Here is a 24,524-nt window from a genome sequence, read left to right on the forward strand (position 1 = left end):
GTCAGCGCACCGCGGCGAGCGAACCGCCCTCCCTCAGCCGGGCCGTCAGCTCCACCGACGCGTCCCGCGGCGCCCGGACCGCGAGCGTCGTCCCGGCCGCCGCGTCCCGCACGGCACCAGTGGCCTCGATCCGGCTCACCGCACGGCTTCCTGCCGCCAGCACGTACCAACGCCCGGACGGCGCCTTCCAGTGCGTACCCGCCAGAATGTGCTGTCCGAACCGGCTGCACCGTGCCGTGTCGCGCTCGTCCGCCACCACCGTCCCCGGCCCGGTGAGCGAGGAGCTGGGCGGCAGGAACTGCACCAGCACCCGCCCGGGACCCTGCCAGGTGTCGGCGCGGGTGCAGAGCCACTGGGCCGGGGTTCCGGACTCCGGAAGCCGCTGCTCGGCGAAGTTCCAGTTGTTGACCGCGCGGACACCGGTGCCCCGCAGCGCCGTCAGCGAACATGCGGTGCGGGCCCAGGCCAGCAGTGCGGGGGTGCTCGTGGCCTCCCTCGGCTGCCGCGCCCCGGCACCGGCGGCCGGACCCGGCGTGAACGTCAGGTGGACCGGGGCGAGGTCGCCCAGGTCGGTGAGGAGGAACGCGTGGTTCTCCACGATGCGTCCGGAGGAGCGCAACTGGAGCACCGGCCAGGAATCGCAGCGTCCGCCGGGCGACGGTCGCGGCACGGCCGCGGTGACCCCGTCCCCGTTCACCTCCAGCGTGCGCGCCGGGCTGTCCGGCGCCAGCAGGTCGCGCGTCGTGGTCCGCGAGATCCAGGGAGCCATCAGGAACCGGGCCCGGTCCCCGCCGCGGCTGACGACCAGGGCGGCTCCCGTCGTCACATCCGCGCCGTCCGTCCGCGCGAAGTCCAGTGCGGGCGGCGCGGACCCGGTCAGTGGTTCCGCGTAACGCACCACCCGTACACCGCGGTCGTGCAACAGCACCACGGCGGCGCCGTCCACCTCACCCGCGTACAGCAGCTGCGGCGGCTGTGCGGGCGGCACCGCGAGTGTGCCGGGGGTGGCCGAGACGGCGACGCTGTCCGGGGTGTGCCCCCAGGCCCGCAGTGCCCGGCTCAGCAGGGGCCGGTCCTCGGTCCGGTCACCGCGGGCCGGCCAGGCGGTGAAGTCGATGCGGGAGGTGTCCGCCCACTCCTCGGCCGCGGTAGTCAGCAGCGCCGCCGGGTCGAGTGCGGGAGCGAACGTGCTCCGCGCGCCGCCGCCGGGCGCCGGGGCCGACGCCCCCCGCTCCGTCAGCGCGACCAGACCGCCGGCCACCACACAGAGCGCCGCGACCGCCGCCACCGCCCGCATACGGTGCCTGCGCCGCAGCAGATCGCTGGGACGCGTCTGCAGCACACACGGGTCGAACTCCCCGGAGCGCAGCAGTTCCTCGGCCCCCGCCCGGTCGGCGTCCTCCAGCAGCCTCGCGGCCCGCACCGCCCCCGCCGGGTCCGGCGAGCCCGCCCGGGTGAGCAGGGCCTGCGCCTCGGGGCCGTCCAGCGCCTCCAGCAGCCGCAGCGCGAACGCGGCCCGTACGGCTCCGGGAACCGCCGACAGTGCCTGGTCCAGAGCCAGTTCGGCCGCACCGCCGGCCTGTGGGAAGAGCCGCAGACCCCAGACGGCCGGGAGCGAGGGGCGCAGGGCCGCGGGTGCCGGGAGCCGTCCCGGCCACCAGCGCGGCCGCCGCTCGTGCGCCAGCGCGGCGCGCAGCACCCGCAGCCGCATCCAGGCGTACGCCGAGCCCGTGCCGTCCGGGGCCGGGCTGCGGCCGGCACCACGGGTCTGGGCCGGGACCCGCGACAGGGCCGGGGCCTCGGGCACCGTACGCACGCCGGGCAGCGCGCGCTGCACCGCCGCGTGCGCGGCGAGCACCCGGCGGTGCCGGCCGAGGGACGGCGGCAGCACCAGATAGGCGAGCCGGACGAGACGGGGGTAGTGCTCCATGAGCGCGGACTCGGCCTGCTGCACGCCGGGGCGCTCGCTGTTGCCGGTGGACCGCTGCCGCGGTGGGTGGATCGGCATGATTCGGTGCCTTCTGAGCCGTAGGCGGAAACCGTCACACCGACAAACGACTCGATCGTGTGACGGTCACATCACCTGCCCATGACGCCTGTGCCCGGACCGGGCGGGCGCGGCGCATGGGGTCAGCCGTTCGGCTGTGCCGGCCGGTCGAGCATGGAGTCCAGGACCCGTCCGAAGATCCGCCGGCCCGCGCCGGCGATCAGGGGGTCGCCCCAGCTCGGCAGCAGCCGGAGGCAGAGTTCCTCCACCCACACCACATGGGAGCCGGCATGGGTGGGATATACATCGATCGAGGCCCGGCCCCGCACCACCCGGCCGCGCTTCTCCAGTCGGCACATTCCCGCCCGGCTGCCGGCCGGCGGCGACCACCGCACCACTTCCATCGGGTCGTCGAAGGCCAGCGGACCGATCCCCGTCCGGGCCACGAAGACCGTCCCGATACGGGTCGGCAGCCCGGTCGGAACCGTGATCGCCGTCAGTGGGACCTGCGCGGCGTGCCGCTCCCAGTCCGTCACCCGGCGCCAGGACTCGGCTGCGGGCAGAGGGGTGAAACGCTCGATCCGGAAGACGGCCACACGTCGATCCTAGGACGTCACGGACCCGGCGCGAGCGGAGCGGAATCCGGTGCTCAGTCCGCTGCCGGTTCGCCGCCCGCCGCCCGGCCCGCCACCACGAGGCCCGGCAGATGCTCCTCGATCTCCTCACGGGCGCCGTCGGACAGACCCGCGTCGGTGACGAACGTGTGCACCTGCTCCAGTGTGGCGAAGGAACTCAGGCCCACCGTGCCCCACTTGGTGTGGTCCGCGACCACCACCACCCGCCGGGCCGACTGGACGAAGCGGCGGTTGGTCTCTGCCTCCGCCAGATTCGGTGTGGACAGTCCGCCCTCCACCGAGATCCCGTGCACACCGAGGAAGAGCACATCGAAGTGGAGCGAGGCGATAGCCCGGTCGGCGACGGGGCCGACCAGTGAGTCGGACGGGGTCCGGACCCCGCCGGTGAGCACCACCGTCGCGGCACCCGGCCGCGAGCCGGGCGAGCCCGGACGCTGCGCCGCATGGAACACGTCGGCGACCCGCACCGAGTTGGTCACCACCGTCAAGTCCGGTACGTCCAGCAGATGCTGGGCGAGGGCGTACGTGGTGGTACCGCCGGAGAGCGCGATGGCGCTGCCGGGCACGGCCATCGCCGCGGCGGCCCGCGCGATGTCCTCCTTGGCGGACAGCTCCAGCGCCGACTTCGCCTCGAAGCCGGGCTCGTGCGTACTCGCCTCGACCACGGGCACCGCGCCGCCGTGCACCTTCTCGATGACTCCCTGGCGGGCCAGCGCGTCCAGGTCCCGGCGGACGGTCATGTCGGAGACATTCAGCTTCCGGGTCAGCTCATTGACCCTGACCCCGCCGCGTCTGCGCACCTCGTCGAGGATCAGCGCACGCCGCTGCTCCGCGAGCAGATTCTGATTCTCGCTCAACGCTGTGCCCGGTCCTTTCCTCTGGCCGTGCGGCAGTCCATGTCGACGGCTCATCCTGCCACGCGGTGTCGCGGGCCGCCGCACTGGGGAGATTCCGTAAGAGCGGTGCGGACACCCGGACCCATCCAGCACTCTGGTGACCGGCCGTCAGCCGCGTCCCCCTGCGAGAGCGAGTCACCCCCGTGCCACCTGCCCCCCAGGCCCCACAGAGCGAAGGACCCGCACTGGAGCTGCTGGTCCACGGCGTGGGCGGAGCCACTCCCCAGGAGATGCTCGTCGATCCGCGCACGGTCCGCGTCACCGGTGACGCCACCGCCGCCATCTACCGGCGCCCCGGCGACGTCGACGCGGAGGCGCACCCCGAGCGCTATGCGGACCGGCCCATCCCCGAGGCCTACTGCTGGTCCAACCTGACGTCCGGCAACGGCTCCCGCGCGCTGTGGCTCCTGCTCCTGCCGTTCATGGTGATCAACCTCGCCCACTGGATGCGCCCGGCCGCCACGCGCCGCCCCCGGGCGATCCGGCTGTACGGCGTGCTCGTCCGGCTGGTCGCGCTGAGCCTCACCGTCCTGCTGACCGCCGCCGTCTGCGAGGTCGCGCTCGATCTGACCGCCTGGCAGTGCGCGGGCGTAGCGGAATGCTCCGACCAGCGGTCGTGGCTGGGGTTCCTCTCCGCCGCGCAGGGCGGCTGGTGGTCCCAGCCGGGCCGCCGCCTCGCCCTCGCCGCCCTGGCGCCGACGGCGCTGGTGGTGCTGCTCTGGTACCTGTCCAACCGGACCTGGAGCGCGTACGAGTCCCAGCGCCCGCTCACCGGCACCGACCCGGACGACGACGCACCGCCGCCGGCTCCCGGAGCGGACTCGGCCCCCGTGGTGCGGCCCGCGCTCGGACGGCCCGGGTTCTGGTACGGACGCCGGCTCGTCGCGCGCCTGCGTGCCGCTCACACCGCCGCGGGCTTCCTCACCGTCACCGCGTTCGTCACGGGCGCGGCGATCCGCCGGGACCGGTCGGCAGCCGGGCCGGTGCCCGAGGTGTTCGGCCTGCTGATCGAGGCGGCCCTCGTGGCGGGCGCGCTCGTGGTGGTCGGGGTGGTCTGCCGCCGCGGCCGGAGCGAACGGCGCCTCGACAACCGGATCGACCGCGCCATCGTCAGGTACCTGCCCGCGACCGCCCTCGTTCTGCTCGTGCTGGCCGCGCTGCACGCCGCATGGTCGCGCCCCGGCTGGGTCTCCGCCGGAGCGCTTCCCGGCGACGTCATGTTCCGCGTCGTCACCCTCGCCCAGGGAGCGCTCGTCGTGCTTCTCGCCGTCGTGGCGCTGGACCTGTACCGGCGCAGCCCCGAGCCGCGCACCGTGATGGGCGGGCTCGGCGGCCCCGCCGTCGCGATGCTGGCCTGTGCGCTCGGCGGTGTGATGACCGGTGGTGTGGCCCAGCGTGTCGCGGACTGGCTCGACGGCCCCGGCAGCCCCGGGATGGGCCGCAGCGCCCTCATAGAGGGACCGCCGGTGCTCCTCAGCTGGCAGGCCTCCGTCATCCCGGTGCTGCTGGTGCTCCTGGTGATCCCGGGCCTCGTGCTCGGCCTGCGGACGTACCGTGCGGCCCGCCGGCTGGAGCCGCTGGTCGACGCGGAGTACGGACAGGAGCGGACCGACCCCGCGCGGACCAGGCAGATCGCCCGGATCCGGGCCACGGCCGCGCTCACCGACTCGGCGTCCGGCATGCTGGGCCTGCTCTCCGGGGCCACGTTGCTGCTCGGTGCGGGTGCGGTCGGCGGCGCCTGGGCGAGCGGCCAGGTACCCGGCCTCGCGATGGACGGCAGCAGTCCCTTCGTCGAATCGGTGGCCGAGGCGGCACAGTCCACCGGCTCCTGGCTGATCGGCTTCGGCTTCCTGGTGTTCGTCGCCTGCGGGCGCCGCGCCTACCGGGACGCCTCGGCCCGCCGCACCATCGGCATCCTCTGGGACGTGGGGACCTTCTGGCCGCGCGCCGCACACCCCTTCGCCCCGCCGTGCTACGCCGAGCGGGCCGTCCCCGACCTGGCCTCACGCATGTCCGGCTGGACCGCGCGCACCCGCGGTCGGCTCGTCATCTCAGGCCACTCCCAGGGCAGCGTCCTCGCCGCCTCGGCCGTCTGGCAGCTGCCGGCCGAGACCCGCGGCCGGGTCGCGCTGCTCACCTACGGCTCACCGATCGAACGCCTCTACGGGCGCTGGTTCCCGGCCTACTTCGGTCCCGTCCAACTGCACGGGCTGCACCGGTCGGTGCACTGCTGGCGCAATCTGTGGCGGGCCACCGACCCCATCGGCGGCGAGGTCCGGCTCGGCGAGGAGTCCGGGCCCGAAGTGGACCGGGGCCCCTTGAAGGACCCGCTGGTCTACGGGCGCACCCCCGAACACCCGCTCCCCGAGCCGGTGCTGGGGCACTCCGACTACCAGGCGGACCCCGTGTTCGCCGAGGAGCGGGCCGCACTCCTGGAACGGCTCGTCCCCGTCCTGCCCCACCAGGCGGGCCAGTCCGGCAGAGCGGTCAGGGGAGTTCCGGAAGGTCTTCCGGAAACAGCAGAGTGAGGTCGTCCGTGCTCGTCTCGGCGAGTTGGGCGACCCGGCCCGCGTGCCGTTCGACCATCGACTCGAACGTCTGGCGGGCCGTGCGGCCGTTACCGAAGGCGGGCCCCTTGGGAAGTTCGGTGAAGTACTTCAGCAGCGCCTCCCCGGTCCCGGACGCCAGGCTGTACTCCTGCTCCTCGGTCTGCTGCTCGACGATCCGCAGGAGCTCACCGGGCTCGTAGTCGCTGAAGGTGATCGTGCGTGAGAAGCGGGACGCCACCCCGGGGTTGACGGTGAGGAACCGCTCCATCTCGTGGGTGTACCCGGCGACGATGACGACCACCGCGTCCCGGTGGTCCTCCATCAGCTTCACCAGGGTGTCGATGGCCTCCCGGCCGAAGTCGCGGCCGGAGTCCTCGGGCGACAGGGCGTAGGCCTCGTCGACGAACAGCACCCCGCCGCGGGCCCGTTCGAAGGCCTCCTGGGTGCGGATGGCGGTCGAGCCGATGTGCTCGCCGACGAGGTCGACCCGGGACACCTCGACCAGGTGGCCCCGCTCCAGCACTCCGAGGGAGGCCAGGATCTCGCCGTACAGCCGGGCCACCGTGGTCTTGCCGGTGCCGGGGGAGCCGGTGAAGACGAGATGGCGGCGGACCGAGGCCGCCTTCAGCCCGGCCTGCTGACGCCGGCGCCCCACCTCGATCATGTCGGTGAGCGCGCGCACCTCGCGCTTGACGCTGTCGAGGCCGACCAGCGCGTCCAGTTCGCCGAGCACCGCTCCGGACGTACGCGCGGGCTCGGCCGGCACCTCGGCCGCCACGGGCTCCACCGCGCGCGGTGCGGGCACCGCACCCAGCAGCAGTCCCGGGGCCGACTGGGTGGCCGTCAGGACGGCGGGCGGCGGGGGAGTGGCGGTACGCAGAGCGCTCTCGTCGCTGGTGCAGTCCTCCACGACCGGCCCGGTGGCCGAGGTGTCACCATGTGCCCCGCCCTCCGCGAACTCGTAACCGCCTCGGGCGCACCGCTCCGTGCGGCAGCGCGTGAGCGTCGTACGGCAGCCGTCCATCACGTGGAAGCCGTATCCCTCGCTGCCGGTGACCCGGCAGCTGTGGAAGGTACCGCGCCCCTCGGCCGACACGTAGAAGCCGGCTTCGGCGGGGGAGGTGATGGTGCAGCGCTCGATCGTCGGATCGGCGCCCTTGGTGACGATCACGCCGGTCTGCACCGCGTCGACGGTGCAGTTGTTCAGGGTGCCGCCGCTGCCGTGGTCGCGGAACCAGGCGCCCGTGGACGCCTCCCGGATCCGGCAGTCGTCCAGCTGGGCGGTGGCCCCGTCGCTGACCGACACCGCCGTGTTGCGGACCTGGGACAGATCGCTGTCCACGACGTCGGCGCGCGAGCCCCGGTCGAGGACGAAGAGGGCGTCCGGCACGTCATGGACGCGGCACGAATCCAGTATCACCGTGGCCCCGTCACTGACCCAGACCGCCGGGTAGTCGCCGGTGCTGTCGTGGATCTCGCACTGGTTGGCGTCGACCCGGGTGCCCGGGTCCCAGACGGAGAGCCCGTTGCGGCCGAAGCGGCGCACCGTGGAGCGGGTCAGGGTGAGCACGGAGCGCGACCGCAGATCCACCGCGTTCTCAGGGATGTCGTGGATGTCGCAGTCGGCCAGCGTGAGCACCGCGTCGGTGTCCAGCGTGACCCCGTCGGCGGAGGTGCGGTGCACCGTGCAGTCGGTGAGATGGGCGGCGGCGCGGGCCGACACCTGTATCCCGCTGCCCTTGATCTCGTAGATCTCGCAGCCGACGGCCTCCAGACCGCTGCCCTCGCCGGTGACGGACAGGCCTGCCCCCGAGGCGTGATGGACGCGGCAGCGCTCCAGCCTCGGGTGCGCGCCGTCGCGCACCGAGACACCGGACTGCCCGGCGGAGACGATCTCGCACTCCTCGAACACCCCGCCCGCCCCGTCGAGTACGGCGATGCCGACACCGGCCGGATTGTCGACGGTGCAGCGGCGCACGGTGGGCCGGGCCGCCCCGCGCACCTCGATGCCGGCCGCCGAGCGGGTCACGATCCGCAGGTCCGAAAGATCCGGGGCGCCCTCCTCGACCAGCAGGGCCGGGGCCGCGGAGTCCTGGCCCTCCACGTGCAGGTCCTGGACGACGGCGGAGGCGCGCAGGGTCAGCGGGACACCGTCGACGGGGGCGATCCGCACGGAGCCGACGGAGCCCTCGGGTCCCCGCAGGGTCACCGCGCGGGCGATGACCAGATTCTCCCGGTAGGTGCCCGGCGCGACGGTGAGCACATCACCGTCCGCCGCCGCTTCCAGAGCCGCGGTGAGGGAGGCGTACTCGCCTGTGCGGCGCCGCCACCGCGATGTGCCGGTGTGCGTCACCTGGACCGTGCCCTGTGCCATGGCGCTGTTGTGCCCCCACCTCGTGCGTGTCTGAAGCCCGTGTCACCGGCCTCGCGGCAGCGGTCACCCGGGGCCTGCCCCGCAGGAGTGACGGGCGGGCCGGTCCACCGTAGCGCGCGCGGAGGGCGGGAGTTGACCCGATGGGCAGCTCCTCAGCTGCCGGTGCCCGTCCTGCCCCAGTCCGGACCGGCCCCGGCCCATGCCCGGTCGAGCCGCTCGTACCGCCGTTGCACCATGCGCCATACGATCAGACGCCGCCCGCCCTCGATCAGCAGGACGGCCGTCATCGCCGCGCCGAAACCCGCCAGTGCGGCATGGGTGTGGGCCGTCGGCGCGTCCATGGGGCGCGGTGCGGGGTTGCCCGCCAGGTCCGTCCAGATCCTCACCTGTGCGCCGGCGGCGGTGTCGCGCGAGGCGGTCGTCACCGTGGCGCTGCGAGCCGTTCCGTCCGGGGCGTGCCAGCGGGCGACCACCGGGGTCTGCGCCCCGCGGTCCGTGGCGACCTCGGGGTCGGTCGTGACGTGCCGGGCGGCCGGACGCACCACGACGGCGGTGGTGAGCCGGCGGTCGGCCTGCTGGGCCCGCACCGACTCCTGCAGCGCGTCGTCGGCGCGCGAGCCGCAGTACCAGCCGAGCGCCGGCGCCGCCACGACGAGCAGCAGCAACGCGACCAGAGCCACCCACGCCTCGCGCCTGTCCGTGGCGCGGCGCAGTGGATTGTGCCGCCAACGCCAGACTCCCGTGAGCGCTCGCACAGTCCTGCACCCCCTTCCGTATCCGTCATAACCCGATACGGCGCTGTCCGCGCGCTGGAGCGTCGAAGAGAGAGCAACCTCACCCGGTCAACGTGCCGCGTGGCACGTTGAGTTCCCGGTGTGCGAGGCCCGTCAGTCCAGAATGCGCACCGGGTCCCCGACCCGGATGACGCCCGTCGTGTCCGGGATCAGATTCTGGCCGAACCGCAACTCCTTGCCGGACCGGCGGTGCCGGGCGAGGGTGAGCAGGGGTTCGACGCCCCGGCGGGCGGTGTGCTGATCGGTCGTGGTGATCACACAGCGGGCACTCGGCTTGACCACGCGGAACGTCACCTCGCCGATGGAGAGCCGCGTCCACGCGTCCTCCGCCCAGGCCGTCGTGCCGGCGACGACGGCATTGGGCCGGAAGCGGTCCATCGGCACCGGCCCCTCACCGGCGTGGTCGCCGTCCGCGACGAGCGAGTTCAGCGCGTCGAGCGAGGCGAGGGTGGTGAGCAGCAGAGGGTAGCCGTCGGCCAGGCTGACGGTCTCACCCGGCCGTGCGTACGCGGGGTCGATGAGCCTGCGCCGCTCCGGCGCGTCGAGATGGACCAGCCTGACCCCGGTTCCGAGGTACGCACCCAGCCAGTCGTGGGCACTCGGCGCCGCCTCGACGACGTCGAGCCGGCTGCGGTGCAGAGTTACGTCCGTCATCTCCCGGGGCTCGGGAACCTCCACGGCCAAGGACGCGCTCCCCGGCGCGCTCAGCACGATTCCGCCTCCCGGCACAGGGGTCGCCGAGATCAGCGCCATACGGGGCTGCTGACGTTGTGTGACCACCTTGCCCGCGGTGTCGACCAGCATCCAGCGCCGGTCGCCGTCGAGTCCCCATGGCTCGACGGCGGCCTCGTCCACCGTGCACGCGGCCAGCGATTTGACCGGGTGGATGTGGACGGCACTCAGTTCGGGAGAGGGCATGCCTCCATCCTGCCAGCCACTCCCCGGTGACCTGCCGCTGTGCGTCCTAGTAGCCCCGGCCCTGGTACGGGCGGTTGTACGGGTCCTCGTACGGGGACTGCGCGGGCGCGGGCCGCGGCGAGGCCGGGCGCATCGACTCGTAGCCGGTACTCGGCGCGGGCCGCTGCGGCTGCTGGTACTGCTGGGGCGCCTGCTGGTAGCCGCCACGGCCCGCGGAAGGCTGCTGCGGGATGTACGGCGCCGGCGCGTGCTGGAGCTGCGCCGGCTGCATCGGCGCGTAGCCCTGCTGCGCCATCGGCTGTTGGTAGCCGTACGACGGACTCGGCTGGGAGGGTGCCGCGGGCAGGGCTGGCAGGGCCGACGGGAGCGCCGGCAGGTAGCTGTTGCCGGTGTCGTACGCGGCGGGCACTCGGATCGGTGCGATCTGAGGCGTGCCCCGCTCCGCGACCAGGGAGTCGTAGATCGGAGTGTCGGGGAACGACGGTGCGGCGTAGTAGCCGCCGCCGTAGGTGGAGCGGGGGGAGGTCATGGCACCTAAGTTAAGCCCACGATGTGCTGATTGGGGAGTCCCAATCTTGGGGTTATCCGTTTTACGCTGCTTTTGTCGGCCTGACATGCCAAGACGCCGTTAAAGCCGCCGTTAACAGCGGAGGCTTTTCCGTTGGAGAGCCGCTGAGGTCAACAAGAAGTGGCGGTTGCACTACAAAGGGCGACATCCGCTCGGTGCATGCCGCGGCGCGGGGCTTCGACCCCGGGTGTCCGGAACCCCGCGACGGCCAGGGGGCGCCGACGGCAGTCGCGGACAGGCCGCCGCACTCCTCCCGGCGATACCTCCCACCTGCGCTTCAGCCCGGTTCGTACGCGCTCGGCCGCACCGCCGGGGAACCCCACGTCGCGTCCGAACTCTCACCGGAGTGGCGCGAACCCATGATCTCTTTCTTTCGGCTGTCACGTCTCCCAGTCCCACGAACCGAAGTAGGCCGCCGTTCCGGTGCGACGGGCTTGCGCCACCGCGTCCAGCCGGACGAAATCCCGCCGCGGCATGAGCGCCCGCCATTCAGACAGGGGAAGCACGCGGGCCTGGTCGTGTTCGGCCGGGTCCAGGACGAGGGAGTTGATCTGTTCGTCGGTGAGCCGGCCGCCCTCGAAGACGAAGCCGATGGTGGCGTAGGGCCATTCCGCCCCTGGCTGGCCGAACACCGACGCGAGGAGTTCCGCGGGTCCGTCGTAGACGATCCCGGTCTCCTCCCGGCACTCCCTCAGGGCCGTCTCCCACGGCCGCTCGCCCGGATCCATCGTTCCGCCGACGAGCTGCCACGGATGGGTCCGCGAGTACACCGCCTTCAGCTGCAGCGGGTTGTCGTGTTCGTCGGTGAAGTACATGCACGCGAACGCGGTCGCCTTCAGCACCGTCTCGGCGTACTGCTCCGGCGGCAGCCATCCCGGGCTCACCGCCTGCCCACTGCGGCCTGGGTGCAGCTCTTCGCTCATGGACCGGGCGTGCGGCAAGGAGTTCCTGCCTTTCTGACGGGTCTCGACTCGTGAGGCGGGGCGGGTGAGGGCAGTCCCGTCGAACCAACGCGCCCATGAATCCTTCGGTTACGGGCAGCGCTTCGGCGCCGCTGTCCCGATGCCGGCGGGGCTCGGACGGGCTGTCGGACCTCGCCCGCCCCGGGCCACCCGTCATCGGCTGCACCCGCGCCCGGTGGAGACGGCCCTGCGCGCGGCGGGCCGCGGCGCCGGGACGGCTGCGCCGGGCGGTCCGGTCGGCGTCCTGCCCCGCAGCGACTCGCACTGCCGGACTGCGTAGTTGACGTACGGGAGAGAGGACCGGTTACAACTGGGGCCGTCGGCCGCTCACATAAGCCTCGTAGCAGAGCGAGAGCTCCTGGAAGAGGCCGGCCGACGACCACCCGTCCGTGATGATGTGGTGCATCGTCAGGCCGGCGATGTGCTCCTCGGGCGAACGCGGCGGCAGTCGCATACGCCGTAGCGGCCCGGTGTTCAGGGAGAACGGCCGCTCGGTCTCGGCGAGGATGAGCTCGTTCGTCGTCCGCCGGCCGGTCGCCCGTCGCCGCGGGCCGGGTTTCTGGTGCGGTGGTCATGGGGGCTCCAGTCGCGGTGGGCGGGCTGGCGGACACGCCTCGTAGTCGGGAACCCTCCTGACATCCCGGGCCCGGCGGCGACGGAGGCGCTCACCCGGTCACGATGTGGCCCGCCTCCCGCAGTACGGAACAGGCTTCGGCGCGGCGCTCGCGGGGCACCAGGACCAGGTCGCTGAGGTAGCTCGACGAGACGAAGACCGGGACGTCCGCTGCCGCGAGCGGGCCGAGCACGGCCGCCAGCATGCCGGGCAGGTCGAGGCCGTGCGACGTCTCGCCGTAGAGGCCGGCCCAGCGCTGTGGAGCACCGGGTGCATCGGGCTCCGCCGCCGGGGCCGGCGGTATCTCGCGCACCACGGTCAGGCCTTCCGGCGCCCGGTGCAGGACGTACCAGGAACTGTCCGGCGGCAGCTGCCGGGCCGGCAGTTGTTCGACGGTGAACTCGGAGGGCAGCACCCGCAGGTGCTGCGCGGCAGGGGTGATCATGCGCGCACCCTAAGGGCTGTCCCGCGATTCCTGGTGGATCAGCGCGCGGCGTCGGATGCGGTGCATCGCAAGGCGGAGAGACGCCCGCATACGGTCGTCGTGCGCCCGCCAGGAACTGCGGGACAGCCCGCAGGGCCTCTCGCCGGATCAGGCGGGGCGGGAGTTGCCGCGAGCGTGCGGGTTCCGGTGCGCGGGGACCGGCGGTGGCCGGACGGGTGCCGGTCAGGAGGCTCCCTGACCGGCGGGCGCACGGGCCGCCGCCGTGGGGGATTCCCCGACTGCTGCCCGCAGCGCGGGGTTGCCGGTATCGGCGTGTCTCTGCTGCTCACGTGCCTCAGAGGGGAGGCGCCCGTGATGGCTGAACCGCGGACACCGCTACGGTGCCGAAACGCCGCTTCGGGGCAGGATTCTGATGGCTGTGGACCGGGACCTCGATTTCCGGGCTGGGTGGCGGTGTCCGGATATTTGCCCTGTCCGTGTACGCCGCCACCGTCTCCAGCGACCCCGTCGAGGTGCCGATGGTCACGGTCGCCGGCCATCTGTCGTCGGCCCGTTCCCCGGCCCCCTGATCAACTATCTCGACCGCTGGCGGATGCTCTGGATCTGCGATGTGGCCGGGGCCGTCGTCCCGGCGGGCTTGGTGTCGGCCATCGTCGGGGTTCGGGTCATCATCACCGTCCTCGCGGTCACGGCCTCTCTGCTGAGCTCGATCGAGACGATGGCGGACAACCTGTCCCGGGCCGTCGTCCGTGAACGAGGCCGAGGGGCGGCCCGCCCGTGGCACCGCGCCTCGGCCCGGTCGGTCGTGTTCCGTCGGGCAGCCGCGGTGCTCCGAAGCCAATTCACCGCTGTCCGGCGGCCAGTTACGAGTTCCGGCCCGGTGCCGGCCGCCACGGAACCGATGGCCGCCGCATCGCCGTTGATGAAAGGAATGCACGCACCCAGGCGCACGCAGTGCGAACATCACCTGATGGCACGTACCGATATGCCGTCCTCCTGGGACGAGCGCACCATGCTGGCGACCTTTCTCGACTACGCGCGGGCCACGGCGGTCGCCAAGTGCACCGGCGTGGAGGACGCCGGGAAGGCGCCCCTTCCGGCATCGCCGCTCATGACTCTGGGCGGTCTCCTCAGCCACCTGAGGTGGGTCGAGTACTGGTGGGTCCAGGTCATCTTCCTCGGGGAGGAGGATCACGGACCCTGGACGGAGGAGGACCCCGACCGAGAAATGCGTATCGGCGCGGAGATTCCCCTCGCCACCTTGTTGGAGGAATACGAGGAGCAGAGCGCGCGCTACCGCGAATTGATCGCGGCGACCGATCTGACGGCCACGGCCAAGCGCTCGGTGAGGGACGGCGTCCACGTCACCCTGGGATGGATCCTGATGCATCTGATCGAGGAGACATCACGGCACAACGGGCATATCGACATTCTGCGTGAACTCGCCGACGGGACCGTCGGGGAATGACAGCCCCCGGCGATTTCGATCCGGGTTCCGCTTCACGCCGTCAGGTGGTTTCACGAGGGCTGCCTGCGGGTCCACGCGTCCGTTCCCGCACCCCTGTGGGCCTCGTGACGGGACGGGCATTAGGTTGACCGGGAGAAGTCTCGGCAGCCGGACTCGCGATGGGGGCGGGCATGACCATGCTAAAGGGAACCAACGTTCCAGTGGCGGCTCAGGCCGTGCGCGTCGAACTGGGGTGGCGCGCCGCCCCCGGGACTCCGGACGTGGACGCCTCGGCGCTCCTTCTCCTCGGGTCCGGAAAGGTGCGCAGTGACGCGGACTTCGTCTTCTACAACCAGCCGGCCCACGCGTCCGGAGCGGTGCGGCACGAGGGCAAGCGGACCACTGCCGGAGCGGCCACCGACACGCTCGCCGTCGACCTGGCCAGGGTCGAGCCCGCCGTCGACCGCGTGGTGCTGGCAGCCTCCGCGGACGGCGGTTCCTTCGGCCGGGTGAGCGGCCTCTACGTACGGATCACGGACGCGGCGAACGGCGCGGAACTGGCGCGTTTCGACAGCACCGACGCCACGGTCGAGACCGCCTTCATCCTCGGCGAGCTCTACCGGCGCCAGGGCGCCTGGAAGTTCCGGGCCGTGGGTCAGGGGTACGGGACCGGGCTCGAAGGACTCGCCACGGACTTCGGGATCTCCGTCGACGAACCGCAGCAGCCCGCACGGGCGCCTCAGCCCCAAGCGCCCCTGCAACCCCAACCGCCCCGTCCGGCAACCCGAGTTGCCGCCACGCCGCCTCCGCCGCAGTACCCCCAGCCGACGCTCGCCGCCCCGATGGCCCCGCCGGTGCCTCCCGCGCCCCCGGCGCCGCCCGTCGCCCAGCCGGTCCGCCTCACCAAGGTGACGCTCACGAAGGAGGCGCCCTCCGTCTCGCTCGCGAAGCAGGGCGGCACCTCGGGAGCCATGCGCGTCAATCTCAACTGGGAAGTGCGCAAGCAGTTCAAGGGGTGGGGCAGCAAACTCGGCAGGGCCGTCGCACACCACGCGGATCTCGACCTCGATCTCTGCGCCCTCTACGAACTCACCGACGGCCGCAAGGGAGTGGTGCAGGCGCTCGGAAACGCCTTCGGCGCCTTCCACCAGCCGCCGTACGTCCAGCTCGACGGCGACGACCGGACGGGCGCCGTGGCCTCCGGGGAGAACCTGACGATCAACCTCGACCAGAAGGCCAGGATCCGCCGACTCCTGATCTTCGTCACCATCTACGAGGGCGCCCGGAGTTTCGCGGACCTGCACGCCACCGTCACCCTCCAGCCGCAGCACGGCGCCGCGATCGACTTCTCGCTCGACGAATGCACCGTTCCCTCGACGGTCTGCGCGCTCGCGCTCATCACCAGCAACGGGGGCGACCTCACGGTGCAGCGCGAGGCCCGCTACCTCGTGCCGCAGCGCGGAGTGAGTCCGCAGCGCACCATCGACCAGGCGTACGGCTGGGGTATGAACTGGACACCCGGCCGCAAATGACGCCGGACGTCTACGGTCACTGATCCGGTGCGGCCTCGGGACGGGCGTACGTACGCCCCTTCCAGGCCGCACCCCGGCCGCGGTAGTGCTGCACCGCGGAATCGACCGTCATCAGCAGATACAGCAGCGCGGTGAACGGCAGCAGAGGGGCGAGCCACAGCGACTGCCGGTAGTACCCCAGCACCGGCATGTACGTCCCGGCCATCACGGCCCAGGCCGCGCCCCCGGCCCACGCGGCCGGGGCATCGCCGGCCGACAGCCCCGCCACGAGCGTCACGGGCGGCGCCAGGTAGATGACCGCGAGGCCGAGCACCGTACCGAGCAGCACCAGCGGATGGTGCCGCAGCTGGGCGTACGCGCTCCGCGAGACCATGCGCCACAGGTCGGCCAGGCGCGGATACGGCCGCACGCTGTCCACCCGCTCCGCCAGCCCCAGCCAGATCCGGCCGCCGCTGCCCTGCACCGCCCGGGCCAGGGACACGTCGTCGATGACCGCCTGCCGGATGGACTCCGGCACCCGCGCGCGCACCGCGGCCTCGGTCCGCAGCAGCACACACCCGCCCGCCGCTGCCGCCGTCCGCGCCCCCGCCCGGTTCACCCACCGGAACGGATAGAGCTGGGAGAAGAAGTAGACGAAGGCCGGCACGACCAGCCGCTCCCAGACGCTCTCCACCCGCAGCCGCGCCATCTGCGAGACCAGATCGAAGCCGCCCGACCCGGCTGCCGCCACCAGCTCCCGAAGACTGTCCGGCTCGTGCGCGATATCGGCGTCCGTGAGCAGCAGGTACTCGGGCTCCCGGGACCGGGCCAGCGCGATCCCGTGCCGGAGCGCCCAGAGCTTGCCCGTCCAGCCGGGTCCGGGCTCCCCGGGAGACACGACGGTGACCGGCAGCCCCCCGCACCGCACGGAGAGCTCGCGGGCGAGCGCGCCGGTGCCGTCCTTGCTGCAGTCGTCCACCAGGATGATCTCGGCGTGGCCCGGGTAGTCCTGCGCCAGCAACGACGGCAGGCTCATCGGGAGCATGTCGGCCTCGTCACGCGCGGGCACGACGATGGCGACCGAAGGCCACTGCGCCGGGGCCGCGCGGCTCGGCAGCCGCTGGTCGGTCCGCCAGAAGAACCCCTGGCCCAGCAACAGCCACACCCACGCGACAAGCGAACCCACGGCGATCCAGGCAACGGCGCTCATTGGCCGAAGTCTGCCCCACTGAGCAGGGACCGCAAGGGCGGTCGACTATGGTGACCGGGTGAAGATCGCGCTCATGGACTCCGGAATCGGCCTGCTCGCCGCCGCCGCCGCAGTACGCCGGCTGAGGCCGGACGCCGATCTGGTGCTCTCCTCCGACCCCGGCAGCATGCCCTGGGGGCCCCGGACGCCCGAGGACGTCACGGTACGCGCCCTCGCCGTCGCCCGGGCCGCCGCGGCGCACCGGCCCGACGCGCTGATCGTCGCCTGCAACACGGCCTCCGTGCACGCGCTGGCCACGCTCCGGGCCGAGCTGGAGCCCGCGCTGCCGGTCATCGGCACCGTGCCCGCGATCAAGCCGGCCGCCGCGGCAGGCGGCCCGGTCGCCATCTGGGCGACCCCGGCCACCACAGGCAGCCGGTACCAGCGCGGACTGATCCGTGACTTCGCCGGGTCCGCGGCCGTCACCGAGGTGCCCTGCCCCGGACTGGCCGACGCCGTGCAGTACGCGGACGAGGCCGGGATCGAGAAGGCCCTGGCCGCAGCCGCCGCGCTCACCCCGCCCGAGGTGCAGGCCGTGGTGCTGGGCTGCACCCACTACGAGCTGGTCGCCGAACGCATCCGCGGCGCCGTCCAGCGGCCCGGCCGGCCACCTGTCGTCCTGCACGGCTCCGCGGGCGCCGTCGCCGCCCAGGCCCTGCGCCGGATCGGGGCCGAGCCCGCTCCGTCGGCCGAACCCTCCGGCGGGCTCGTCGTCCTCCTCGGCGGGCACCCGTCCGAGCTCCCGGAAGCCGCCCTGGCCTACGCGGAAGGGCGCGGGCTCGCCACCGTCAGCACCGCCCGCTGACCGTCCGGCGACCCGACGGGAGCCGTTGGACCCATCCCTCCGCGCGGATTCTTCAGTACGCTGCTTGGCATGGAGGACCACCCCCGGAAACCGGCGCGAACCGGTGCCGACACCCACACCGCCGTCTGGATCGGCCGGGCCACCAACCGGACCCAGTGGGTGCTCGCGGCCGCCGGCGCCGCCTGCCTGGCGCTCGGCATCCAGCTCGCCGTCAGCTCCAACTGGACCTCCGGCATCGCCCCGCTGCTGATGTCGGTGATCGGCTGCGTGGCAGCCGGGCTGCTGATGCTGTTCGGCACCCTCGCCTTCGTGAACGTGGCGGTCCGTGTCGACGGCGACGCCCTCGAAGTGCGCTGCGGCCACATGGGCCTGCCGCGCCGCCGGATCCTGCTCACCCATGTGGTGGGCGCGGATTTCGCCCCCCAGGTCACCCCCCGCCAGTGGGGAGGCTGGGGCTACCGCTGGCGCCCCGAGCAGGGCACGGCCGTGGTCGTGCGCCGGGGCGAGGGGCTGGTGCTCAGGCTCGGTGACGGCAGGACCTTCACGGTCACGGTCGACGACGCCGAGGCGGGCGTCCGGTTCATCCGCGACCGCCTCCACCTGCCGTCCACCGGCGCTCCGGCCGGGGCCTGACCCGCCCGCGGGCCCTCAACGCCCGGCCGTGTCGGCCTGTGGTTCATGTGCGGGCACATCGTCGCCGCCGTGGCCGCCCAGCCCGATCGGCCCCCTGGCCGACGCCAGCCCCGCGAGCAGGCCCACACCCGCCGTCACCGGGGTGAAGCTCAACGCGTTGCCGACACTCGCCAGCACCGCCAGTGCCGTGAGCGCGGCCCCGGCGGTCAGAACGACCGCCGTGCTGCGCGGCGAGCGCCACAGTACGTACAGCAGCCAGCCGAAGGCGGCTCCCAGCAGCACCACCCCCACCAGCCCCTGCTCGGCGGCCTGCTGCAGCGCGGCCGAGTGCGGCTTGCCGTCCGAGCCGAGGGTCTGCTGCGCGGTGGGGCTCAGCTCGGTGAACCGGCCGGGGCCGATGCCGAGGACCGGGTGCTCGTCCGCCAGCCGAGCCGCGTCCTCCCACAGCTGTACCCGGTTGGTGGTCAGGGGGCCCTCCAGGGAGACGGCGAGGCCGTCGGGCAGAACGTCCTCGGCCACCGCCCACGTCGCCCCGACCGCCAGACCGGCGGCCAGCGCAAGACCCGCGAGACCGAGCAGCCGGCTGCGCATCCTGGCCGCAGCCAGGGAACAGAGCAGGACGCCGGCCGCCGCCGCGAACCCGGCGACGGAGCCGAGTCCCAGCGAGGCACAGGCCGCGCCCAGAGCCAACAGGCGAAGCGTGAACCGCAGCGATTCCCGCCGGGCCGCGGCCGCCGCGCAGCAGGCCGCTCCGGCCGCCAGGACCAGCAGTGCGGCGGACGCGCCGCTGTGCCCGGGCGCGGTCTCCACGGTGGCCGTGGCGCCGGGCATGCCATGGCGCCAGAGGAGTGTCATGACGAGAGCGGCCAAGGCGGCGACGCTCGCCGCGGCCACCGGCAGCAGCGTGCCGCAGATACGCCCGCAGGCGAAACCCGCCGCGACGGCCAGCAGCGCGAGCAACACCCCTTCGGGCCGGGTCTCGCGTCCGGCCGCGCTGATCAGCGACCAGATCGCACAGGCGGCGAGGATCAGTGCCCCGGCGGCGTCCGAGGCATTGCCGCCCTCGGGCCCCCGCTCCGCAGGTGCAGCCATCACGTCAGCCATCACGTCCGTCCCCCGGCCTGTGACCGTCCCGTCCGCGAGGGCCGGATCCGGCCCGGTCGGCGGGGGACTGGCGCACAGATTAACGGCCACGGCGGTCATATGTGCACGAGATGCGGAGAAACGATCCGGCAGCGCGTGTTCCGCCACCGGGACAGGGCTCCCCGGTCCCCGGTCCGCCACCGTAGACTCCGCCGGGTGAGCACCACCATCGCCCAGGTCGGCGACCCGCAGATGCCTGATTCCACCCCCCGGGCCCGCCGCCTGCTGCCGCGCCTCGCACGGCCCGCCGCCGCCGTGCTCTCCGGGGTGCTGCTCTACGCGAGCTTCCCGCCCCGGCCGCTGTGGTGGCTGGTCCTGCCCGGCTTCGCCCTGCTCGGCTGGGTGCTGTTCGAGCGCAGGTTCCGCGCAGCCTTCGGCCTCGGCCTGCTTGCCGGACTCGGCTTCATGCTGCCGCTGCTGCACTGGACGGGCGAAGAGGTCGGTCCGGTGCCGTGGCTGGCCCTCGCCGCGGCCGAGGCGCTGTTCATCGCCGTGGGCTGCATCGGTATCTCCGCCGTGTCCCGGCTCGCCGGCTGGCCGCTCTGGGCGGCCGCGGTCTGGACGCTCGATGAGGCGCTCCGCGCCCGGGTGCCGTTCGGCGGTTTCCCCTGGGGCAAGATCGCGTTCGGGCAGGCCGACAGCGTGTTCCTGCCGCTCGCGGCGCTGGGCGGCACCCCGCTCCTGTCCTTCGCCGTGGTGCTGTGCGGCTTCGGCCTCTTCGAGGCGGTCCGCCGCTTCCGTATCCACCGCACGACGGGCGAACTGCCCCGGCTCGCCGCCGCCGCGACCGCCGCCGCCGTCCTCGTTCCCGTCGCCGCGGCCCTCGCGTCGCTGCCGCTGGTGGACGACTCGGCGGAGGACGGCACCGCGACCGTCGCCGCGATCCAGGGCAACGTGCCGAGGCTCGGCCTCGACTTCAACTCCCAGCGCCGCGCCGTCCTGGACAACCACGCCAACCGCACCGAGCAGCTCGCCCGGGACGTGAAGGCGGGCAAGGTCCCGCAGCCCGACTTCGTGCTGTGGCCGGAGAACTCCTCCGACCTCGACCCCTACCGCAACGCCGACGCGAGGATCGTCATCGACGACGCGGTGAAGGCGATCGGAGTGCCGACCGTCGTCGGCGCGGTCGTCGAGCCGGACACCGGCAACCTGCGCAACACCCTCATCCAGTGGGACCCGGACAAGGGCCCCGTGGCCACGTACGACAAGCGCCACATCCAGCCGTTCGGCGAGTACATGCCGATGCGGTCCTTCGTCCGCGTCTTCAGCTCGGACGTCGACCGGGTGCAGCGCGACTTCGGCCCCGGCAAGAAGGTCGGCGTCTTCGACCTGGCGGGCACGTCCGTCGGACTGGTCACCTGCTACGAGGCCGCGTTCGACGACGCCGTGCGCGACACGGTCGAGCACGGCGCCCAGATGATCGCCGTCCCCAGCAACAACGCCACGTTCGGCCGCAGCGAGATGACCTACCAGCAGCTCGCCATGTCCCGGGTACGCGCGGTCGAGCACAGCCGCTCCGTGGTCGTGCCGGTCACCAGCGGTGTCAGCGCGGTGATCCGCCCGGACGGCACCATCGTCCAGAAGACCAAGATGTTCACACCGGACGCCCTGGTGGACGAGGTGCCGCTGCGTTCCTCACTGACCCCGGCGACCCGGATGGGCCCGCTCCCCGAGGGCCTGCTGGCCCTGCTCTCGGTGATCGGCCTCGGCTGGGTGGCGACGCGGGCGGTGCGCGCCCGGCGGGCTCGCTGAGCAGGCAGGCACGCCACGTAGGGTCGGGTCATGGCCATTCCTGACTTCATCCGCGAGATCCGTGCCACGGCGGGTCAACAGCTGCTCCTGCTGCCCGGCGTCACCGCCGTCGTCTTCGACGACGAGGGCAGAGTGCTGCTCGGGCGACGCGCCGACACCGGTAAGTGGTCGGTGATCGGAGGCATCTGCGAGCCCGGGGAGCAGCCCGCGACGACGGCGGAGCGCGAGGTGTACGAGGAGACGGCCGTGCACTGTGTGGCGGAGCGGGTGGTGCTCACCCAGGCACTGCCCCCCGTGCAGTACGAGAACGGCGACCGCTGCCAGTACCTGGACGTCACCTTCCGCTGCCGGGCCACCGGCGGGACGGCCCGGGTCAACGACGACGAGTCGCTGGAGGTGGGCTGGTTCCACGTCGACGCGCTGCCCCCGTTGCAGGAGTTCGCGCTCTTCCGGATCAAGCAGTCGATGACCGACGGACCCACCTGGTTCGAGGCCTCCACCCCGCAGACGTGAGGCGGGGGCCGGGCGGCGGTGCACGCCACCCGGCCCCCGGACCGTCGCGGATCAGGCGCTACGCACCACTGCGTGCCGCATCCGCGGGCTGCTCCGCCGACACGTCCCGCCCGGGACCGGCGTCCATGTCCGCCAGGTCCCGGTGCCGGGTCTCCTTGGCGCAGACGACGGCCAGCACGGTGATCAGCGCCGCGGCGATCACGTACAGCGCGATCGGTGTCGAACTGCCGTAGTCGGCGAGCAGCGCGGTGGCGATGAGCGGCGCCGGGGCACCGGCCGCGACGGACGAGAACTGGGCACCGATCGACGCACCCGAGTACCGCATCCGGGTCGCGAACAGCTCGGAGAAGAAGGCGGCCTGCGGCGCGTACATCGCCCCGTGGAAGAACAGCCCGACCGTGACGGCGAGGAGCAGGCTCCCGAAGCTCCGGCTGTCGATCAGCGCGAAGAACGGGAACATCCAGAGCCCCACCCCGACCGCGCCGACCAGGTAGACCGGCCTGCGTCCTACCCGGTCCGACAGAGCACCCCACAGCGGGATGACGGCGAAGTGGATCGCCGACGCGATGAGCACGGCGTTGAGCGCCGTCTGCTTGCTCAGCTCGGCCGATGTCGTGGCGTAGACGAGGATGAACGCCGTGATGACGTAGTAGCTGATGTTCTCCGCCATCCTGGCGCCCATCGCGATCAGCACGTCGCGCCAGTGGTGGCGCAGCACGGCCACGACCGGCATCTTCTCCGTCGCCCCGGAGACGGCCCTGCGCTCCTCGGCCTGTGCCAGCGCGGCCTTGAACAACGGCGATTCGTCGACGGACAGACGAATCCACAAACCGATGATCACCAGTACCCCGGAGAGCAGGAACGGGATGCGCCAGCCCCAGGCCTCGAAGGCCGAGTCCGACAGGAGCGCGGTGAGCGCGGAGAGCACTCCGGTGGCGAGCAGCTGCCCGGCCGGCGCACCGGTCTGCGGCCACGAGGCCCAGAACCCGCGGCGCTTCGCGTCCCCGTGCTCCGACACCAGCAGCACGGCTCCGCCCCACTCACCGCCGAGGGCGAAGCCCTGCACCAGCCGCAGGACGGTGAGCAGGACCGGAGCGGCGACCCCGACCGTGGCGTGCGTCGGCAGGAGCCCGATGGCGAAGGTGGCCCCGCCCATCATCAGCAGGCTGAGCACCAGCAGCTTCTTGCGTCCGAGCCGGTCGCCGTAGTGCCCGAAGACCAGTGCGCCGATCGGCCGGGCGGCGAAGCCGACCGCGTACGTGAGGAAGGAGAGCAGGGTTCCGACGAGCGGCTCGGAGTCCGGGAAGAACAGCTTGTTGAAGACCAGGGCGGCCGCTGACCCGTACAGAAAGAAGTCGTACCACTCGATGGTCGTGCCGATGAGGCTGGCGGCGACGATGCGACGGAGGTTGGAGGCGGGTGGGGGAGCGGATGCGGGGGCGGCCATGGGTACCACTTCCGGACGGTGGGCGGGGACGGGGACGTGTCGCCATACCGTAGGAAGGGGCAGGTCAGGGGCGTATGTGGCGGGACACCATAGTTCGGGTTGCCGGTGTGCGGGCCGGTGCTACGGGGAGGGGGGCGAGCCCGTTTCCGCTTCGGGGCGGGCGGGAGAGGGTCGTCCGAGTTGCACTGTTCGGTATGTTTCGCGAGGGCGGTGCTGACTCCCGTACTGGTTTGGTGCTGACTAAAAGCCCACGTCATCACCCGTCTTCACGGGACGGGACTGCTGCATGATCGGGTGACGCCCCTTCCGCAAGGTCACGCTCGCTCCCGGTGCCAGCACTCGGATCACCTTCAGCGTTTCTGCCTGCCACCTGTCGGTGTGGACTGCCGGCGCCTGGGAACTCACCCTCGGCTCCTACACAGTCCACGCCGGCCGGTTCTCGCGAAGCCTGGCTGCACAGCGGGTTGTCACCATCAGCTGAGGCCCCTTGAGCTCGTCGGATTGCCCGTCAGTCGCTTTTCGGCGGGCTTCGGTCTGCTGCCGGTTGTGGTCGACAGCAGACCGAAGCCCTGAGCGAGACGACCGGAAGGGCAGGACGACGTCGGATACATCGGCAGCCGCCCGGAAGCTCGAAGCGTGTGATGGCCGATGCGCGGCTCGAGAAGGCGCCCACACTGCAGCGGGGGCGGGCCCGGCCGGGCGCGAGGAGTTCGGCAACGAGCAGTGCGATGACGTCCACGGCGTCGAGGGCGAGCCGCTTGCCGTTCGTCGAGTTCCACAGCCCGTCCTCGCCGATCAGTGCGGCCAGGAACATCGACACCAGTGCCGCGACCGGCGATCTCGCCCTGCCCGGTGGCGGCGGCGAAGCCGGTACATCGCTGGCCGTGGGCGACAGCGACGGGGACGGATACGCCGATGTGCTCGCTGGTGCGCCGGGCGGTGCGGGGCGTGCGTATCTGCTGCACGGTTCTGCCGCCGGTCTCACTGGGACTGGCGCGGTCACCTTCGTGCAGGGTTCGGGCGGAGTGCCGGGAGCGGCCGAGGCCGGTGGCAGGTTCGGCTCGGCCGTGACGTTGACCGATCTGAACGGTGACGGCACAGCCGACCGCCCGTGCAGGTTCCGTAGGCAGTGCTCGGCAGGTTTTGAAGTCTTCATCCGCGGTGGTGGTGGGGTCGGAGAAAACGCGCCGAGTGAACGGGAGGCCGAGCGCGTCGTCTGCGGTCAATCATTACTCTCTCCGCTTACGTCCGACTGACGTCCTGCTCACGTTTCGCTGACGTTT

At 72.5% G+C, this 24,524-nt stretch carries 19 protein-coding genes and 3 pseudogenes; 9 read left to right on the forward strand and 13 right to left on the reverse strand.

Annotation, left to right across the window (positions count from 1 at the left end; translation table 11 throughout):
- Position 1: 1 nt before the first annotated feature.
- The 3 genes from OG959_RS36260 to OG959_RS36270 all read right to left on the reverse strand — a co-directional run bounded on the left by OG959_RS36260 (position 2) and on the right by OG959_RS36270 (position 3,479).
- Entirely contained in the window at positions 2 to 2,008 is a 2,007-nt protein-coding gene (locus OG959_RS36260) for a hypothetical protein (RefSeq protein ID WP_326665388.1), read from the reverse strand.
- 122 nt (positions 2,009 to 2,130) lie between these two features.
- Positions 2,131 to 2,583, reverse strand: a complete 453-nt coding sequence (locus OG959_RS36265) for an SRPBCC family protein (protein WP_326665389.1) — start codon at positions 2,581 to 2,583, stop codon at positions 2,131 to 2,133.
- Between the two features lie 53 nt (positions 2,584 to 2,636).
- A complete protein-coding gene (locus OG959_RS36270) occupies positions 2,637 to 3,479 on the reverse strand; it encodes a DeoR/GlpR family DNA-binding transcription regulator (RefSeq protein ID WP_326665390.1) in 843 nt (280 codons plus the stop codon).
- A 269-nt stretch (positions 3,480 to 3,748) separates the two neighbouring features.
- On the opposite strand from OG959_RS36270, the pseudogene OG959_RS36275 reads away from it, so the two are divergent.
- Positions 3,749 to 6,033 (forward strand): annotated as a pseudogene (locus tag OG959_RS36275) (hypothetical protein); the annotation flags it as partial.
- Here OG959_RS36275 and OG959_RS36280 read toward each other — a convergent pair.
- From OG959_RS36280 to OG959_RS36310, 7 genes and pseudogenes are all read right to left on the reverse strand, one after another.
- Positions 6,006 to 8,441 carry a right-handed parallel beta-helix repeat-containing protein gene (locus tag OG959_RS36280; protein WP_326665392.1) on the reverse strand — a complete coding sequence of 812 codons (2,436 nt, stop codon included), beginning with the start codon at positions 8,439 to 8,441 and terminating at the stop codon, positions 6,006 to 6,008. The pseudogene OG959_RS36275 and the gene OG959_RS36280 sit on opposite strands and share 28 nt — an antisense overlap.
- A 152-nt stretch (positions 8,442 to 8,593) precedes the next feature.
- A complete protein-coding gene (locus OG959_RS36285) occupies positions 8,594 to 9,196 on the reverse strand; it encodes an Rv1733c family protein (protein ID WP_326665394.1) in 603 nt (200 codons plus the stop codon).
- 132 nt (positions 9,197 to 9,328) lie between these two features.
- Positions 9,329 to 10,153, reverse strand: a complete 825-nt coding sequence (locus OG959_RS36290; RefSeq protein WP_326665396.1) for an MOSC domain-containing protein — start codon at positions 10,151 to 10,153, stop codon at positions 9,329 to 9,331.
- A gap of 46 nt (positions 10,154 to 10,199) precedes the next feature.
- Positions 10,200 to 10,682, reverse strand: coding sequence for a DUF6643 family protein (locus OG959_RS36295; protein ID WP_326665397.1), 483 nt, complete (start codon positions 10,680 to 10,682; stop codon positions 10,200 to 10,202).
- A 419-nt stretch (positions 10,683 to 11,101) separates the two neighbouring features.
- Entirely contained in the window at positions 11,102 to 11,644 is a 543-nt protein-coding gene (locus OG959_RS36300) for an NUDIX hydrolase (RefSeq protein ID WP_326665399.1), read from the reverse strand.
- Positions 11,645 to 11,987: 343 nt separating this feature from the next.
- Positions 11,988 to 12,197 (reverse strand): annotated as a pseudogene (locus OG959_RS36305) (condensation domain-containing protein); the annotation flags it as partial.
- A 151-nt stretch (positions 12,198 to 12,348) separates the two neighbouring features.
- Positions 12,349 to 12,741: an ACT domain-containing protein gene (locus OG959_RS36310; protein WP_326665401.1), complete on the reverse strand. Its 393-nt coding sequence runs from the start codon at positions 12,739 to 12,741 to the stop codon at positions 12,349 to 12,351.
- Between the two features lie 970 nt (positions 12,742 to 13,711).
- Here OG959_RS36310 and OG959_RS36315 point away from each other — a divergent pair.
- Together OG959_RS36315 and OG959_RS36320 are read left to right on the forward strand one after the other, a co-directional pair.
- Positions 13,712 to 14,209 carry a DinB family protein gene (locus tag OG959_RS36315; RefSeq protein WP_326665403.1) on the forward strand — a complete coding sequence of 166 codons (498 nt, stop codon included), beginning with the start codon at positions 13,712 to 13,714 and terminating at the stop codon, positions 14,207 to 14,209.
- 158 nt (positions 14,210 to 14,367) lie between these two features.
- Positions 14,368 to 15,720: a TerD family protein gene (locus OG959_RS36320; protein WP_326665405.1), complete on the forward strand. Its 1,353-nt coding sequence runs from the start codon at positions 14,368 to 14,370 to the stop codon at positions 15,718 to 15,720.
- A 16-nt stretch (positions 15,721 to 15,736) separates the two neighbouring features.
- Here the strand turns inward: OG959_RS36320 and OG959_RS36325 are convergent, their stop codons facing one another.
- Positions 15,737 to 16,909, reverse strand: coding sequence for a glycosyltransferase (locus OG959_RS36325; protein ID WP_326665407.1), 1,173 nt, complete (start codon positions 16,907 to 16,909; stop codon positions 15,737 to 15,739).
- A gap of 58 nt (positions 16,910 to 16,967) precedes the next feature.
- On the opposite strand from OG959_RS36325, the gene OG959_RS36330 reads away from it, so the two are divergent.
- Both OG959_RS36330 and OG959_RS36335 read left to right on the forward strand, forming a co-directional pair.
- On the forward strand, positions 16,968 to 17,753 hold the full coding sequence (locus OG959_RS36330; RefSeq protein ID WP_326665408.1) for a glutamate racemase: 786 nt from the start codon (positions 16,968 to 16,970) through the stop codon (positions 17,751 to 17,753).
- Positions 17,754 to 17,822: 69 nt separating this feature from the next.
- Positions 17,823 to 18,386 carry a hypothetical protein gene (locus tag OG959_RS36335; protein ID WP_326665409.1) on the forward strand — a complete coding sequence of 188 codons (564 nt, stop codon included), beginning with the start codon at positions 17,823 to 17,825 and terminating at the stop codon, positions 18,384 to 18,386.
- A gap of 15 nt (positions 18,387 to 18,401) precedes the next feature.
- Here OG959_RS36335 and OG959_RS36340 read toward each other — a convergent pair whose 3' ends face one another.
- The gene (locus tag OG959_RS36340; protein ID WP_326665411.1) at positions 18,402 to 19,478 is read right to left on the reverse strand and encodes an O-antigen ligase family protein; all 1,077 of its coding nucleotides are present in this window, start codon (positions 19,476 to 19,478) and stop codon (positions 18,402 to 18,404) included.
- A 207-nt stretch (positions 19,479 to 19,685) separates the two neighbouring features.
- Between OG959_RS36340 and lnt the strand changes: the two genes are divergently transcribed.
- Together lnt and OG959_RS36350 are read left to right on the forward strand one after the other, a co-directional pair.
- Positions 19,686 to 21,281: an apolipoprotein N-acyltransferase gene (gene lnt / locus OG959_RS36345; RefSeq protein WP_442805700.1), complete on the forward strand. Its 1,596-nt coding sequence runs from the start codon at positions 19,686 to 19,688 to the stop codon at positions 21,279 to 21,281.
- A gap of 30 nt (positions 21,282 to 21,311) precedes the next feature.
- Positions 21,312 to 21,794: an NUDIX hydrolase gene (locus tag OG959_RS36350; RefSeq protein ID WP_148015480.1), complete on the forward strand. Its 483-nt coding sequence runs from the start codon at positions 21,312 to 21,314 to the stop codon at positions 21,792 to 21,794.
- Between the two features lie 58 nt (positions 21,795 to 21,852).
- Here OG959_RS36350 and OG959_RS36355 read toward each other — a convergent pair whose 3' ends face one another.
- Positions 21,853 to 23,241, reverse strand: coding sequence for an MFS transporter (locus tag OG959_RS36355; protein ID WP_326665415.1), 1,389 nt, complete (start codon positions 23,239 to 23,241; stop codon positions 21,853 to 21,855).
- 316 nt (positions 23,242 to 23,557) lie between these two features.
- Between OG959_RS36355 and OG959_RS38805 the strand changes: the two are divergent.
- Together OG959_RS38805 and OG959_RS36360 are read left to right on the forward strand one after the other, a co-directional pair.
- Positions 23,558 to 23,722 (forward strand): annotated as a pseudogene (locus OG959_RS38805) (fibronectin type III-like domain-contianing protein); the annotation flags it as partial.
- Positions 23,723 to 23,999: 277 nt separating this feature from the next.
- A complete protein-coding gene (locus OG959_RS36360) occupies positions 24,000 to 24,497 on the forward strand; it encodes a hypothetical protein (RefSeq protein ID WP_326665416.1) in 498 nt (165 codons plus the stop codon).
- Positions 24,498 to 24,524 lie beyond the last annotated feature (27 nt).

The organism is Streptomyces sp. NBC_00385 (assembly GCF_035917155.1).
In the GTDB taxonomy this organism is placed as follows: Bacteria; Actinomycetota; Actinomycetes; order Streptomycetales; family Streptomycetaceae; genus Streptomyces; species Streptomyces poriferorum.